This is a genomic window from Nocardia sp. BSTN01 (genome assembly GCF_015354405.1).
Lineage (GTDB): Bacteria > Actinomycetota > Actinomycetes > Mycobacteriales > Mycobacteriaceae > Nocardia.
Window position 1 is genome coordinate 55,151 of sequence record NZ_JADKYP010000040.1, and the last position, 13,016, is coordinate 68,166.

A 13,016-nucleotide genomic window follows, 5' to 3' on the forward strand; every position below is an offset into this window, starting at 1 on the left:
CACGCCTTTCGCATTCTGGTCGCTCACGCTCCGCGTCCTTCCGTGATGACTGCCTGGTCGATTTCGTCGGCGGCGGCTTCGGCGCGGCCGGTGCGCAATCGGCGGTCGATGTAGTTCACCAGGTGGGTGAGCGGGATGGTGAGCAGCAGATAGACCAGCCCCGCCGCGACCAGCGGCGACAGATTTCCGGTCTGGGAATTCAGATCGCGGCCGACGGCGAACAGTTCCCGCTGGGAGGCGAGCAGGCCGAGGAAGTAGATCAGCGAGGAATCCTTGATCAGCGCGATGAACTGGTTCATCAGCGCCGGCAGCACCCGCCGCACACCCTGTGGAATCACCACCAGCGTCATGGACTGCCGATAGCCGAATCCGATCGCGCGCGCGGCCTCCAACTGTCCCGGCTCCACCGACTGGATACCCGAACGGAAGATCTCGCCGATATAGGCCGAGGCCAGCAACGCCAGCGCGACCGCGCCCAGCCAGTACGGATTGTTCCCGGTGATCCCCTTGACTATCGGTCCGATACCCAGGCCGATCAACAGGATGATCACCACGGCCGGCAAACCGCGGAAGATGTCGGTGTAGACCCGCGCGGGCCACCGCAACCAGCGGGTACGCGAAATACCGGCCACCGCCAGTAGAATGCCGATCAGCGTGCCCAGTACCCCCGAAACCAGCGCCAGAATCAGCGTATTCGGCAGACCCGTCTTGAACAGATCGGGGAATGCCTTGCGGTACAACGACCAATCGAAGAACGTTTCCTTCAATTGCGTCAGCGTCGATTTCGGTGCGTTCTGCTGAGCGCTGGGCTGATGTTCGGCCGCGATCTTCTCGAAGTCCGGAAGTTGCGGCATCGGCGCGGATTTGGAGCCCGGTTTCCAGCCCAGTGGCAGCGGGCGCGGCACCCAGTCGGAGTAGAGCTTGGCGTAGGTCCCGTCCGCGATCACCGCGTCGAGGCCGGAATTGAGGGCGTCGATCAGCGGCTGATTGTTCTTGCGGACCGCCCAGGCGGTGAAATTGTCCAGGCTGAAGGTGTTCTGCACGATCGAGGTGGGATCACCCGGTTTGATCGCACCGGTGGCCTGCTGGGAGGGCGCGACCCAGGCATCGATCTGCCCGGTCTTCAGATTCGCGTAGGCGGTGTTGTAGTCGGGGAATTTCACCGCGTCCAGATGCAGCGTGCCGCTGACGTATTCGTCCTGCACGGTGCCCTGCACCACGCCGATCCGCACGCCCGGTTTCAGATCCGAGAACCCTTGAATCGCACTGCCGTTGGGCACCACGAGGGAGAAGTAGCCGAAGTCGTAACCGTTGGTGAAACCGACCTGCTGCCGCCGGGCATCGGTGGTGGTGATGCTCGACGACCCCACGTCGAACCGGCCGGTGGCGACCAGGGAGAGCAGCGAGGCGAATTCGGTACCGGAGAACTGCACCCGCAATCCGAGTTTCGCACCGATCGCCTTCAGCAGTTCGTTGTCGAATCCGGTGAAGGTTCCCGACGGGTCGACGCAGATACTCGGCGGCGCGTCCGACAGCGTGCCCACGCTGAGCACACCGGGCTGGGACAAGCCGAGCTTGGTGATATCGATCGAATTCAGCGGCGCGGTGGTCGCGGTGGTGTAGCGATCGGTGCCGGCCGTCGCACCGCTCGCCAGTTTCGTCGGCGCCGGTGAGGCGGCCGCGGGCCCGGGCGGCGCGCACAGGTTCGAGGCCTGCGACGAACTGCCGCCGTCGGAACTGCAGGCTACGGCGAACAGCAGCATCATCGCCGCCATCAGCGCGATCAGCGCACGCGGGCGCGAGACGGGCAAACGGGCCATAGCCGAGAACCCTAGCGGGGCCGGCGGCGCGCCGAGGGCGGCGACGCGGGTCCACGGGCCGCCGCCCCTGCCACATCGCCCGCCGGAAATCGAATCCCGGTGATTCGATCAGGCGATACCGGCCACCGACTCCGGATTGAAGTTGTCCCGCCATGCGACGGCCTGCTCGACCACGCTCAGGTCGTAGTCGGGTCCGCCGGCGCCCACGGTGAACAGCGTCGCCCCGGCGCCCACCAGCCGCTCGGCCTGTTCGGCACCGGGCCAGGACACCGACCGCTCGATCCGGTTCGCGTCGGTGCCGACCTCGGCGCAGTGTTCGGCCAGGATCTTCGATTTGCGTTCCAGCGCTTCGATATCGGCGAAGCTGTGCCAGATGTCGGCGTATTCGGCCACCAGTCGCAACGTCTTTCGTTCACCGCCACCGCCGATCAGAATCGGAATGTGGCGCGTCGGTTGCGGATTCAGTTTCGGCAGCCGGGCGTCGATGCGCGCGAGGTATTCCTTCAGCAATGCCAGACGTGTTCCGGGCGTGCCGAATTCGTAGCCGTATTGGTCGTAGTCCTTCTGGAACCAGCCGGCGCCGATGCCGAGGATCAGCCGGCCGCCGGAAATGTGGTCGACTGTGCGGGCCATATCGGCGAGCAGATCGGGGTTGCGATATCCGCCGCCGGTCACCAGTGCGCCGAGTTCGACTCGTTCGGTCTGCTCGGCGATCGCACCGAGCATGGTCCAGCATTCGAAATGCGCGCCGTCGGAATCGCCGGTGAGCGGATAGAAGTGATCCCAGTTGAACACGATGTCGACGCCCGCATCCTCGGCCCGGCGCACCGCATCCCGTATCAACCCGTAATCGGGAGCATGTTGCGGCTGTAGCTGAACTCCGATGCGAACCGGTCGAGTCATCCGATGCTCCTTCGTCTCGTGAGCTGCTCTCGCGGCCGGTCAGCGGCCCTTGACGAGGCTACTCGCCCGCTGCACCCCGTGCGGGGCGCTGGGTTACTGTGGGGCGCGCACCGACCCCTCTACTCGGATCGTCCGGCACGTTCCTGCCGGTGAAGGGATTGATTCACCATGGCCACGGTCACCTTCGACCACGCCACCCGGCTCTACCCGGGTGGTACCAAACCCGCCGTCGACAAGTTGGATCTCGAGATCGCCGACGGCGAATTCCTGGTACTGGTCGGACCGTCCGGATGCGGCAAGTCCACCTCGCTGCGCATGCTGGCCGGACTCGAGGAGGTCGACGAGGGCCGCATCCTGATCGGCGACCGGGACGTCACCGACGCCGAACCCAAACAGCGCGATATCGCGATGGTGTTCCAGAACTACGCGCTCTACCCGCATATGACGGTCGCGGAGAACATGGGTTTCGCACTGAAGATGGCCAAGGTCGGTAAGGCCGAGCGGAACCAGCGCGTGCTGGAGGCGGCGAAACTGCTCGACCTGCAGGACTTCCTGGACCGCAAACCCAAGGCGCTGTCCGGCGGTCAGCGCCAGCGTGTCGCGATGGGCCGTGCGATCGTGCGGCAGCCGCAGGTGTTCCTGATGGACGAACCGCTGTCGAATCTGGACGCGAAACTGCGCGTGCAGACCCGCACGCAGATCGCCCAGTTGCAGCGTCGGCTCGGCACGACCACTGTCTACGTCACCCACGACCAGGTCGAGGCGATGACCATGGGCGACCGGGTGGCGGTGCTCAAGGACGGACTGCTGCAGCAGTGCGCCTCACCGCGGGACCTGTATCGGGATCCGGCGAACCTGTTCGTCGCGGGCTTCATGGGTTCACCGGCGATGAACCTGTTCACGCTGCCGGTGTCGGACGGTTCGGTCACCCTCGGCGGACATTCGATCGCGCTGCCGCGCGCGGTGGCCGATGCCGCGGGCGCGTCCGTGGTGGTCGGTATCCGGCCGGAGCACTTCGATCTGGCCGGCGGTTCCGACGGTATCGCCATGGAGATCGACGTGGTCGAGGAGCTGGGCTCCGACGCCTACATCTACGGCCGCACCCTGGGCGAGGCCGGCGGAGATCAGACCATCGTCGCCCGCGCCGACTGGCGCAATCCGCCGCAGAAGGGCGACAAGCTGACACTCACCACCGATGCGGAGCACACCTACTTCTTCGACCCGGCCGACGGTCGGCGACTGACCTAGTCATCGAAACCGGCTGCCCCCGAATGCTTTTCGGCATTCGGGGGCAGCTCGCGTTCAGCCGCGCGGCCGGCGCCAATCCTTGTTCACCCGGATCCGGATGTCCTCCAGTCCGAGTTCGTCACCTCCGGCGCCGCGCAATTCCACCCGCACCGGTTCGCCGGTGGTGTCCTCGATCCGCTCCAGTGGCGGCACCCCGCCCTGCAGATATTTGTCCCCCCACTGCCACAGCGCGAAGATCGCCGGCAGCAGATCCCGGCCCATATCGGTGAGCACGTACTCGTTGCGGGTGCGCTTACCCTCTTCGCGATACGGCTGTTTGCGCAGCAGCCCGGCATCGGTGAGTTTGCGCAGCGCGGCGGCCGCGGCGGCGTCGGTGATACCCACCCGCGCCGCGAAACCGTCGAAGCGGGTCGTCCCGTAGATGGATTCGCGCAGAATCAGCATCGCCGAGCGCGCGCCGACGATGTCGAGGGCCTTCACGATGGAACAGCCATCCGGCTTCCACGAATTCAGGTCACGCAGGGGTCCTTCCAGTTTCACGGGCATGACGACGATCATACCAAGTCTGACTTGTCATAACTAATGTCAGCTCCTAACCTGGCTTTAGGGCGACTAAGTCAGATTGTCGCAACGGCGCGATACCGGAGGAATCGCCATGAGAGACGCAGTGATCGTCGAGGCCGTACGCACCCCGATCGGCAAGGGCAAAGCCACCGGAGCGCTGCACGACCAGCATCCGGTCGACCTGTTCGCGCACAGCCTGCGCGAGGTCGTGCGGCGCAGCGGGATCGATCCGGTGCTGATCGACGATGTCATCGGCGGTGTGGTCACCCAGATCGGCGAGCAGTCGGTCAACATCACCCGCCACGCCGCGCTCGCGGCCGGCTATCCGGAATCCGTTCCCGCCACCACGGTCGACCGGCAGTGCGGCAGCAGCCAGCAGGCCATCCACTTCGCCGCTCAGGGTGTGCTGGCCGGGGCCTACGACATCGTCGTCGCCGGCGGGCTGGAGTCGATGAGCCGGGTGCCGATGGGGTCGAGCGTGGCCGGTGCCACCGATATCAACGGGGTGGCATTCGCCGAGCGGTATCCGGACGAGCTGGTACCGCAGGGGATCAGCGCGGAACTGATCGCGGCGCGCTGGGGGATCTCACGCACCGCCATGGACGAGTTCTCCCTGGCCAGTCACGAGAAGGCCGCCGCCGCGACGAAGAACGGATCCTTCGAGTCACAGCTCGCGCCGCTGGCCGGGTTGAGCACCGACGAGGGCATCCGGGTCGGCAGCACCCTGGAAGCCCTGGCCGGGCTGCGGCCCGCCTACTACAGCGAGGCCTATGCCGCGCGGTTCCCCGAGATCGGCTGGAACGTGACCGCCGCCAATGCGAGCCAGATCAACGACGGTAGCGCCGCGGTGCTGATCACGACCAGTGAGAAGGCCGCGCAACTGGGCCTGCGGCCACTGGCCCGGCTGCACAGTTTCGCGGTCGCGGGCGACGATCCGCTGCTGATGCTCACCGCGGTGATCCCGGCGACGCGAAAGGTGTTGCAGCGCTCCGGACTGTCGCTGGCCGATATCGATCTGTTCGAGGTCAACGAGGCCTTCGCCTCGGTGGTCCTGGCCTGGGCCGCCGACACCGGTGCCGATCTGTCCCGGGTGAACGTCAACGGCGGCGCGATCGCGCTGGGGCATCCGCTCGGCGCCTCCGGTGCGCGGCTGGCGACCACGCTGGTCCACGCGCTGCACGAACGCGGCGCCCGCTTCGGACTGCACACCATGTGCGAGGCGGGCGGTTTGGCGAACGCGACCATCTACGAGCGGCTGTGACCGTCAGACCGACACCACGACCAGCGCCACCGCGAAACCGAGGAGCCACGCCTCGGCGAGCAGCGGAAGGGTGAGCAACGCGTAACGCCAGGCCGGGCGGCGTTCCCGCAATGCCCGCAGGGTCCACCGCCCGGCCAGCAGCAGCGCACCCACCAGGGCCAGGAAAACCGCGGCGTAGGCCAGCGGCAGGTGACTGGGCCCCGGGCGAGTGCGCTGCTGCGCCATATCCCGGTACGGCAGGCCGTAACGCCAGATCATCCACGCCACAGCACAACCGGCCAGATAGACCACGGCGCTGAGCACGACATCGCCGCGTCGCAGCGGCGGGCGTTCCGGCCAGAACTCCATAGCCACTCATGGAAGCGTGCTGCGGTCGCCCTCGCAAGCACAACCGTCGCCATTTCACGGCGCTGACCTGGACGGGCGACGGCGCCGGAATGTGGCGGGGAGCGTTGCGGCAGCCGTGCTCGACGCGGCGTCGAGAGAAGCGGAGCGGGCGCCGACGGGTCGCAGCCGCAGTGCGCGGACACCCGAGCCGTGGTGGTTAGGCTGGCTCGGGTGAGCGATCTGGATCCGGCGTCGGCGCTGGTGTACGCGATTCCGCTGCGGACTCGCTTCCGCGGCATCACCGTCCGCGAAGGGATGCTGCTCGAAGGCCCGCGCGGGTGGGGTGAGTTCTGTCCGTTCGTCGAGTACGACGATCGGGAGGCCGCGAACTGGCTGGCCACCACCGTGGAGCAGATCGAGGACGGGTGGCCGGAACCGGTCCGGGATCGCATACCGGTGAATTGCACCGTCCCCGCTGTCGGACCCGAGCGCGCGTACGCCATCGTCGCCGAATCCGGTTGCCGCACCGCGAAAGTCAAGATCGCCGATCATCCCGAATCGCTCGCCGAGGACATCGAGCGGGTGGCCGCCGTCCGCGATGCGCTGGGCCGCGACGGCGCCGTCCGGGTCGATGCCAACGCGGTCTGGGACGTCGATACGGCGGTTGCGAACCTGCGGCAGATCGACCGTGCCGCACAGGGTTTGGAATACGCCGAGCAGCCGTGCCGGACGATCGAGGAGCTGGCGGAGGTCCGGCGGCGGGTCGACATTCCCATCGCCGCGGACGAGTCCATCCGGCGCGCCGAAGATCCGCTGCGGGTCGCGGTGGCGGGAGCGGCCGATATCGCCGTGCTGAAATGCACGCCGCTCGGCGGGGTGCGGCGGGCGCTGCGGGTGGCGCAGGCGGCGGGGCTGCCGTGCGTGATCTCCTCGGCACTGGAGACGAGCGTCGGACTGTCTGCGCAGCTAGCGCTGGCCGGTGCGCTTCCGGAACTCGACCACGCCTGCGGCCTGGGCACCGTCAACCTGTTCGCCGGCGATGTGGTCACGGATTCGCTACGCCCGGCCGACGGATATCTGAGCGTTCCGCGCACCCCGCCGGCCCCGGATCCCGCTCTGCTGGAACGCTTCCGCCACCCCGATCCGGAGCGCGCGGCGTGGTGGCGGAGCCGGCTGGAGCGGGTGCTGCGGCTCCTGGATTGAACGCGGTATCTCTGGTCTCGGCAGGGCGGGGAAGAGGGTTTTCCCGCCCGCCGGTCTGTGATTAGCTGATCGTGTGCCATCGGCAGTTCTCACGTGCTCGAACACACGATAGGAGTTCCGTAATGCCCACTCGTGATTCTGCGTGGCCGCAGGGTACGCCCTGCTGGGTCGACTGCTCGGTCGACGACCCGCAGGCCGCCCGCGACTTCTACTCCGGTTTGCTGGACTGGGAGATCATGGACAGCCCGCCCGAGGCCGGCGGATATCTGATGGCGATGCTGGGCGGTAAACCGGCTGCCGGAATCGGGCCCAAGATGGGCGAGGCGCCGATGCCCTCGGTGTGGACCACCTACCTCGCCGCCGACGACGTCGACGCGGTCGCCGAGGCCATCGGCGCGGCCGGGGGAACCGTCTTCGTCGCGCCCTTCGACGTCATGGACGTGGGCCGCATGTGCGTGGCCTCCGACCCCACCGGCGGGATCTTCGGCGTCTGGCAGGCCAAGGCCCACACCGGCGCGGGTATCTACAACGAACCGGGCTCCTACTGCTGGAACGAACTGCACACCGGCGACTACGCCACCGCCCAGGAGTTCTACCGCCGCGTCTTCGGCTGGACCTTCGACGAAATCGGCGACGGCGAGAACTTCGTCTATTCGACCTTCTCCCCGCCCGGCACGGACGTCGCCGGCGGTGTCATGGACGCGGGCAACGCACCCGGCGACAACCCGCCCTACTGGCTCACCTGGTTCCAGGTCGCCGGGACGGACGACAAACTCTCGCGCGCAACCGAACTCGGCGCCACGGTACTGATGGGGCCGGACGACACCCCGTTCGGCCGCTCGGCGGTCGTCCAGGCTCCCCAGGGCGAGATATTCGGCCTCATCGACCCGACGGTGCGGACGGAGGGACCTGGGCAGTAGGGCTGAACATGCCCCGGGTCGTCCGAAACGGCCCGGGGCACCGGCATGCGCGCCCGAGGCCGGACGCGTCGGCCTGCAGAAGGGCCGAATATGAGTTTCAGCCCACGCGGGCGCCGCAATCGTGCAGGGTGGCGCGCAGGAGAAGGGCCGCTTCGGGGCCGATGACGCCGTCGACCAGCTCGAGGTAGCGGGTGCAGAACTCGGGGCCGTGCGGGGCGAGATCGGCGCCGGGCGGCTCCAGGTGGTGGGCGAGTTCGTGCAGGATGACCAATTCCCGCAGAGCCCACGCGGTTCCGCCGGTATGCAACGGGACGGCCAGCACGGCGCGGCCGGTCTCGTAATGCGCCGCGGCGGTGCCCGCGCGGGCCCGCACGGCGAGGGGCGTATCCGCTCGAACCCATTGCGCGCGTACCCAATTCAGGGCCAACGCCCGGTCCACATAGCTCTGGACCGACTCGACCGAGGCGAACTTCCGCTCGATCGGCAGCGTGAGCTGCGAACCGTGCAAGTCGACCGTGCGAGCCCCGAACTCCTCGGCTCGTTCGAACATCCGCCGCACCAGACCCTCGGCATCGTACACCCGACTGCGCTGCGAATCCCGCTGCGTCACAGCGCATTCCCGCAGCACCGCACGAAGGCACCGCACGGCGCCGCTCGCCTGCGGCTCATGCCCCGGGCGCTTCGAGTCGCCCCCGCCCGGAGGCCAATTCCGGGGACAAGCCCAGCCGTGCGCTTCGACCGGCGCGGTCACCCGCCCGGCGCGCGGCCGGTGAGTACCCGGTGGATTCCTGCGGGCCGCGCCACGTACCGCGGGCTTCGGAGGTGCGGGAGTAGAAATCGGTCAGCTCGAGGTCCTTGTTGCGCAGCGCCAGCGCGGTACCCGCGGATTCGGCGGCGGTCGTATCCGCGCCCACCGCCTCGGCCTCCACATCCGCCTTCACCTGCGCGAGCCGGCGGCCGATCCGGTCGGCGAACGCCATCTGGAAATTCAGCCGAGCCGTCACGGCTGCGACCGGGGCCTGAATGCGACGCTGCACCTTGCGACCCCAGCGCGTCTCCACCACGATCTTCTCCACCGTCGCCGATCGGTAGGCGCCGGATTTGATGTAGTGGTCGGACGCGCGCACCATCTGCACCAGCAGACTCGTGTACAGCGCCTCGCACGTCGCGATATCGGTATCGAAGCCGTAGGCGTAGACCTGCGTGGACGTGCGGGTCACATCGCAGCGCACGTCGTTGGCCGCGGCGATCGCCACGAACAGCTGCACATACGTGCGCAGCCCCTTCTTTCCGGCCTCGCCGATCGGGACGACCTTCTGCATCGGCGTCGGGCGGCGTTCGCGACCGGCGATATGGGCGCGCGCCACCGCAAGGTCGATCGACGAACGGGTCGCCAGGCGCTGGGCGGCCGCCATGAAGGCCTCGGCCTCGTGCTCGTTGTCGGTCGACTCGGCCTGACGCAACAGCCCACCGATCCGGGTGAGCAACTTGTCCTGAGGCATCTGGGTCGACATCGAGCGCCAGGATACGAGAACACACCGACATCGCCACATGATCGGGCGTGGCGGACGCCGAAGCCCATCCGGCGGTAGCACCCGTCCGGAGGCGGCAGCTCGCGTAACCACGGAGGCGGGGGCGGACGCCGAATCCCATGGAGCAGCCGAACAATGTATCTTGCCTTGTGCAACCGGCGCAGTGTGCGGGCGCTCACGCCTGACAGCTGTGTTCGTTACGACCCTGGAGTATCGATGGCTTTGAACAAGGCGTCCTCGAACAAGGCGCGCAAGGTTCGCGCGCGCGCCGCGTCACGACGCTCGTCCCTCGTGTCCCGCGCCGCACTGGCCACCGCCTCGGTGGCGCTGCTCACCGCGGGGTTGACGAGCGCCTGTTCGAGCAGCGACGGCAACAACCCGACCGCCCAGAATCTGGGCGGCCGCGGCCCGATCACCTACGTCGAGGGTAAGGACACCACCGAGACGGGTGCGGTCAAGCAGCTCATCGACCGGTGGAACGCCGCCCATCCGAACGAGCAGGTGACGTTCAAGGAGCAGTCCAACGACGCCTCCCAGCAGTACGACGATCTGGCCCAGCACATGCGGGCCAAGCAGTCCGACTACGACGTGATGGCGCTGGACGTGCCGTGGACCGCGGAATTCGCGGCCAAGGGCTGGATCCAGCCGTTGAAGGACTCCTTCGCCCTCGACACCTCCACGCTGCTCTCGCCGACCGTCGCCAGCGCGACCTACCAGGGCACCCTCTACGCCGCGCCGCGCAACACCAACGGCGGCCTGCTGTACTACCGCAAGGATCTGGTCCCGAACCCGCCGAAGACCTGGCCGGAGCTGCTGGCCGACTGCAATATCGCACGTGATCACGGAATCGGTTGCTACGCAGGGCAGTTCGCGCCCTACGAAGGTCTGACCGTGAACGCGGCCGAGGTGATCAACGCCTACGGCGGATCGTTCGTCGGCCCGGACGGCAAGACCGCGACCGTGAACTCCCCGCAGTCGCGCGCCGGACTGCAGGTGCTCACCGACGCCTACAAGAACGGCGACATCCCCAAGGAGGCCATCTCCTACAAGGAGCCGGAGAGCCAGAACGCCTTCGCCTCGGGCAAGCTGCTGTTCCTGCGCACCTGGCCGAACTTCTACGGTGTGGCCCAGGCCGACTCCTCCGCCGTGAAGGGCAACTTCGGCGTCTCCCCGCTGCCCGGTAAGGACGGCATCGGCGCCTCCACGCTCGGTGGTTACAACGCCGCCATCAGCGCCTACTCCAAGCACAAGGCCACCGCCCTGGACTTCCTGCGCTTCCTGATCAGCGAGGACGCCCAGCGGATCGTCGCCGAGGGCGCGTTCCCGTCGGTGCGGTCGTCGATGTACGACGATCCGGCGCTGATCGCGAAGTTCCCGTACCTGCCCGCGCTGAAGGATTCGATCGCCAGCGCCGTGCCGCGTCCGGTCACGCCCTTCTACCCGGCGGTGTCGAAGGCCATCCAGGACAACGCATATGCTGCGTTGACCGGTAAGAAATCAGTCGATGACGCGATCATCGGCATGCAGAAGGGCATCGAAGCCGCCGGCTCCTGAGTGACAATCCGTCGTTGACCCCAGACGAGTCCCTGCTAGCCAGTCCCGTAGGAGTAAGAACGGTGTCAAATCCTTCGGGAGCGACCGACCTCGCGCCGCGCACCGAAGCCGAGCAGGCGGGCCAGCCTGTGGCGGTGGAAAAGCGAAGCGGCCATGCGCAAAAACTCTGGCGCGGCACGCGGGATGAGGTTCGCCGCATCCGCCAGGCTCCTGGGGGCGAGCTGCGGCGGATCTTGAAGATGTTGTGGCGATGGCTGGTTCAAGTTTGGCGTGAAATCCGAGCGGAACTGGCGCGGTCGAAGCGCGCATGGCTGTTCGTTGCCCCCGTTCTCGTAGCTCTGGCAGTGGTCATCGGCTATCCGGTGATCAGGGCGCTGATCATGTCGTTCCAGAAGGACGCCGGACTCGACCCCGCCACCGGCATGTTCGTCGAGGGCGGCAGCGCCGGGTTCAGCAACTACACGCATTGGCTGCTGCAGCAGTGCACGCTGCCCGGCGGCGGAACCGAGCCCTGCCCCACCGGCAACCTGGGTTCCCAGTTCTGGGCGGCCATCGGCATCACCCTGCTGTTCACGGTGATCACGGTGACGCTGGAGGCGACCATCGGCCTCGGCATGGCGACCGTGATGGGCAAGACCTTCCGCGGGCGGGCGCTGCTGCGTGCCGCGGTCCTGATCCCGTGGGCGATCCCGACCGCGGTGACGGCCCGGTTGTGGGAGTTCATGTTCCAGTACAACGGTGTGGTCAACCGGGTACTGCACACGCACATCCTGTGGCAGACCGATCCGTGGTGGTCGCGATTCGCGGTGATCATCGCCGACGTCTGGAAGACCACCCCGTTCATGGCGCTGCTGATCCTCGCCGGACTGCAGGTGATTCCGAACGACGTGTACGAGGCGGCCAAGGTCGACGGGGCCTCGGCCTGGCAGCGCTTCACCCACATCACGCTGCCGCTGCTGAAGCCGGCGCTGCTGGTCGCGGTGCTGTTCCGGACCATGGACGCGCTGCGCCTCTACGACCTGCCGGCCATCATGATGCAGGGCAACCCGGCGACCCGGACCATCTCGATCCTGGTGGTCGATCAGGTGCGGCAGGGTTCCAACAGTGCGGCCGCGCTGTCGGTGCTCACCTTCCTGATGATCTTCGCGGTGGCGTTCGTGCTGGTGAAGATACTGGGCGCCAATGCGGTGGCGACGCAGGAAGAACAGCGGAAGGCACACTGATGACCACTGCTACCTCCGGCCGCAAACCGTGGCGGTCCGCACGGGTGTACGTCGGTGCGCTGATCGTGCTGATCTGGGGTCTGGCCCCGTTCTACTGGATGGCGGTGACCGCCTTCCGCGATCCGGACTACACCTTCGACAACACCCCGTGGCCGACCCACGTGACCTTCGAGAACTTCCGCAACGCATTCGACACCAGCCGCGGCAACGACTTCGGGCGGGCACTGACCAACAGCGTGATCATCGGCGCGGCCACCACCGTGATCGCACTGCTGATCGGCATGATGGCCGCCTATGCGCTGGCGCGCATGGCATTTCGCGGTAAGACGGTGGTCGCCGGGTTGATCCTGAGCGCCTCGATGTTCCCGGTGGTCGTCCTGGTGACACCGCTGTTCCAGCTGTTCACCAATATCGGCTGGATCGGGCACTACCAGGCGATGATCATCCCGAACATCTCCTTC

13 protein-coding genes are annotated in these 13,016 nt (G+C 67.2%); 7 read left to right on the plus strand and 6 right to left on the minus strand.

Annotated elements, in window-relative coordinates:
* Positions 1 to 23: 23 nt before the first annotated feature.
* Complete coding sequence (locus tag IRT45_RS25950; protein ID WP_194808481.1) at positions 24 to 1,820, minus strand: ABC transporter substrate-binding protein/permease; 1,797 nt, start codon at positions 1,818 to 1,820, stop codon at positions 24 to 26.
* 108 nt (positions 1,821 to 1,928) lie between these two features.
* Positions 1,929 to 2,723 (minus strand): LLM class F420-dependent oxidoreductase, encoded by a 795-nt coding sequence (locus IRT45_RS25955; RefSeq protein ID WP_194808482.1) that lies wholly within the window; start codon positions 2,721 to 2,723, stop codon positions 1,929 to 1,931.
* A gap of 168 nt (positions 2,724 to 2,891) precedes the next feature.
* Between IRT45_RS25955 and IRT45_RS25960 the strand changes: the two genes are divergently transcribed.
* Complete coding sequence (locus IRT45_RS25960; protein ID WP_194808483.1) at positions 2,892 to 3,971, plus strand: ABC transporter ATP-binding protein; 1,080 nt, start codon at positions 2,892 to 2,894, stop codon at positions 3,969 to 3,971.
* A 54-nt stretch (positions 3,972 to 4,025) separates the two neighbouring features.
* On the opposite strand, the gene IRT45_RS25965 is transcribed toward IRT45_RS25960, so the two are convergent.
* A complete protein-coding gene (locus tag IRT45_RS25965; RefSeq protein ID WP_228535088.1) occupies positions 4,026 to 4,517 on the minus strand; it encodes a helix-turn-helix domain-containing protein in 492 nt (163 codons plus the stop codon).
* Positions 4,518 to 4,626: 109 nt separating this feature from the next.
* Between IRT45_RS25965 and IRT45_RS25970 the strand changes: the two genes are divergently transcribed.
* Positions 4,627 to 5,796 carry a thiolase family protein gene (locus IRT45_RS25970; protein WP_194808485.1) on the plus strand — a complete coding sequence of 390 codons (1,170 nt, stop codon included), beginning with the start codon at positions 4,627 to 4,629 and terminating at the stop codon, positions 5,794 to 5,796.
* A gap of 3 nt (positions 5,797 to 5,799) precedes the next feature.
* Here the strand turns inward: IRT45_RS25970 and IRT45_RS25975 are convergent, their stop codons facing one another.
* Positions 5,800 to 6,144, minus strand: a complete 345-nt coding sequence (locus IRT45_RS25975; protein WP_194808486.1) for a hypothetical protein — start codon at positions 6,142 to 6,144, stop codon at positions 5,800 to 5,802.
* A gap of 210 nt (positions 6,145 to 6,354) precedes the next feature.
* On the opposite strand from IRT45_RS25975, the gene IRT45_RS25980 reads away from it, so the two are divergent.
* Entirely contained in the window at positions 6,355 to 7,326 is a 972-nt protein-coding gene (locus IRT45_RS25980; RefSeq protein WP_194808487.1) for an o-succinylbenzoate synthase, read from the plus strand.
* A gap of 122 nt (positions 7,327 to 7,448) precedes the next feature.
* A complete protein-coding gene (locus tag IRT45_RS25985) occupies positions 7,449 to 8,246 on the plus strand; it encodes a VOC family protein (protein ID WP_194808488.1) in 798 nt (265 codons plus the stop codon).
* A 97-nt stretch (positions 8,247 to 8,343) separates the two neighbouring features.
* On the opposite strand, the gene IRT45_RS25990 is transcribed toward IRT45_RS25985, so the two are convergent.
* Both IRT45_RS25990 and IRT45_RS25995 read right to left on the minus strand, forming a co-directional pair.
* Positions 8,344 to 8,856 carry a TIGR04338 family metallohydrolase gene (locus tag IRT45_RS25990; RefSeq protein ID WP_194808489.1) on the minus strand — a complete coding sequence of 171 codons (513 nt, stop codon included), beginning with the start codon at positions 8,854 to 8,856 and terminating at the stop codon, positions 8,344 to 8,346.
* Between the two features lie 55 nt (positions 8,857 to 8,911).
* On the minus strand, positions 8,912 to 9,748 hold the full coding sequence (locus tag IRT45_RS25995) for a DUF2786 domain-containing protein (RefSeq protein WP_194808502.1): 837 nt from the start codon (positions 9,746 to 9,748) through the stop codon (positions 8,912 to 8,914).
* 321 nt (positions 9,749 to 10,069) lie between these two features.
* Between IRT45_RS25995 and IRT45_RS26000 the strand changes: the two genes are divergently transcribed.
* The 3 genes from IRT45_RS26000 to IRT45_RS26010 all read left to right on the plus strand — a co-directional run.
* Positions 10,070 to 11,332 (plus strand): ABC transporter substrate-binding protein, encoded by a 1,263-nt coding sequence (locus tag IRT45_RS26000; RefSeq protein WP_375540155.1) that lies wholly within the window; start codon positions 10,070 to 10,072, stop codon positions 11,330 to 11,332.
* Positions 11,333 to 11,571: 239 nt separating this feature from the next.
* Positions 11,572 to 12,555: a carbohydrate ABC transporter permease gene (locus IRT45_RS26005; RefSeq protein WP_194808503.1), complete on the plus strand. Its 984-nt coding sequence runs from the start codon at positions 11,572 to 11,574 to the stop codon at positions 12,553 to 12,555.
* Positions 12,555 to 13,016, plus strand: a 462-nt coding sequence (locus IRT45_RS26010; protein WP_194808491.1) for a carbohydrate ABC transporter permease, incomplete at its 3' end; no start/stop codon positions are given. The genes IRT45_RS26005 and IRT45_RS26010, both read left to right, overlap by 1 nt.

Excerpts from the sequence above, each read along its gene's own strand:
- IRT45_RS25950 (WP_194808481.1), bottom strand. The coding sequence starts at position 1,820 with ATGGCCCGTTTGCCCGTCTCGCGCCCGCGTGCGCTGATCGCGCTGATG.
- IRT45_RS25955 (WP_194808482.1), bottom strand. The coding sequence starts at position 2,723 with ATGACTCGACCGGTTCGCATCGGAGTTCAGCTACAGCCGCAACATGCT.
- IRT45_RS25995 (WP_194808502.1), bottom strand. The coding sequence starts at position 9,748 with ATGCCTCAGGACAAGTTGCTCACCCGGATCGGTGGGCTGTTGCGTCAG.
- IRT45_RS25965 (WP_228535088.1), bottom strand. The coding sequence starts at position 4,517 with ATGCCCGTGAAACTGGAAGGACCCCTGCGTGACCTGAATTCGTGGAAG.
- IRT45_RS25970 (WP_194808485.1), top strand. The coding sequence starts at position 4,627 with ATGAGAGACGCAGTGATCGTCGAGGCCGTACGCACCCCGATCGGCAAG.
- IRT45_RS25985 (WP_194808488.1), top strand. The coding sequence starts at position 7,449 with ATGCCCACTCGTGATTCTGCGTGGCCGCAGGGTACGCCCTGCTGGGTC.
- IRT45_RS26005 (WP_194808503.1), top strand. The coding sequence starts at position 11,572 with ATGTTGTGGCGATGGCTGGTTCAAGTTTGGCGTGAAATCCGAGCGGAA.
- IRT45_RS25960 (WP_194808483.1), top strand. The coding sequence starts at position 2,892 with ATGGCCACGGTCACCTTCGACCACGCCACCCGGCTCTACCCGGGTGGT.
- IRT45_RS25975 (WP_194808486.1), bottom strand. The coding sequence starts at position 6,144 with ATGGAGTTCTGGCCGGAACGCCCGCCGCTGCGACGCGGCGATGTCGTG.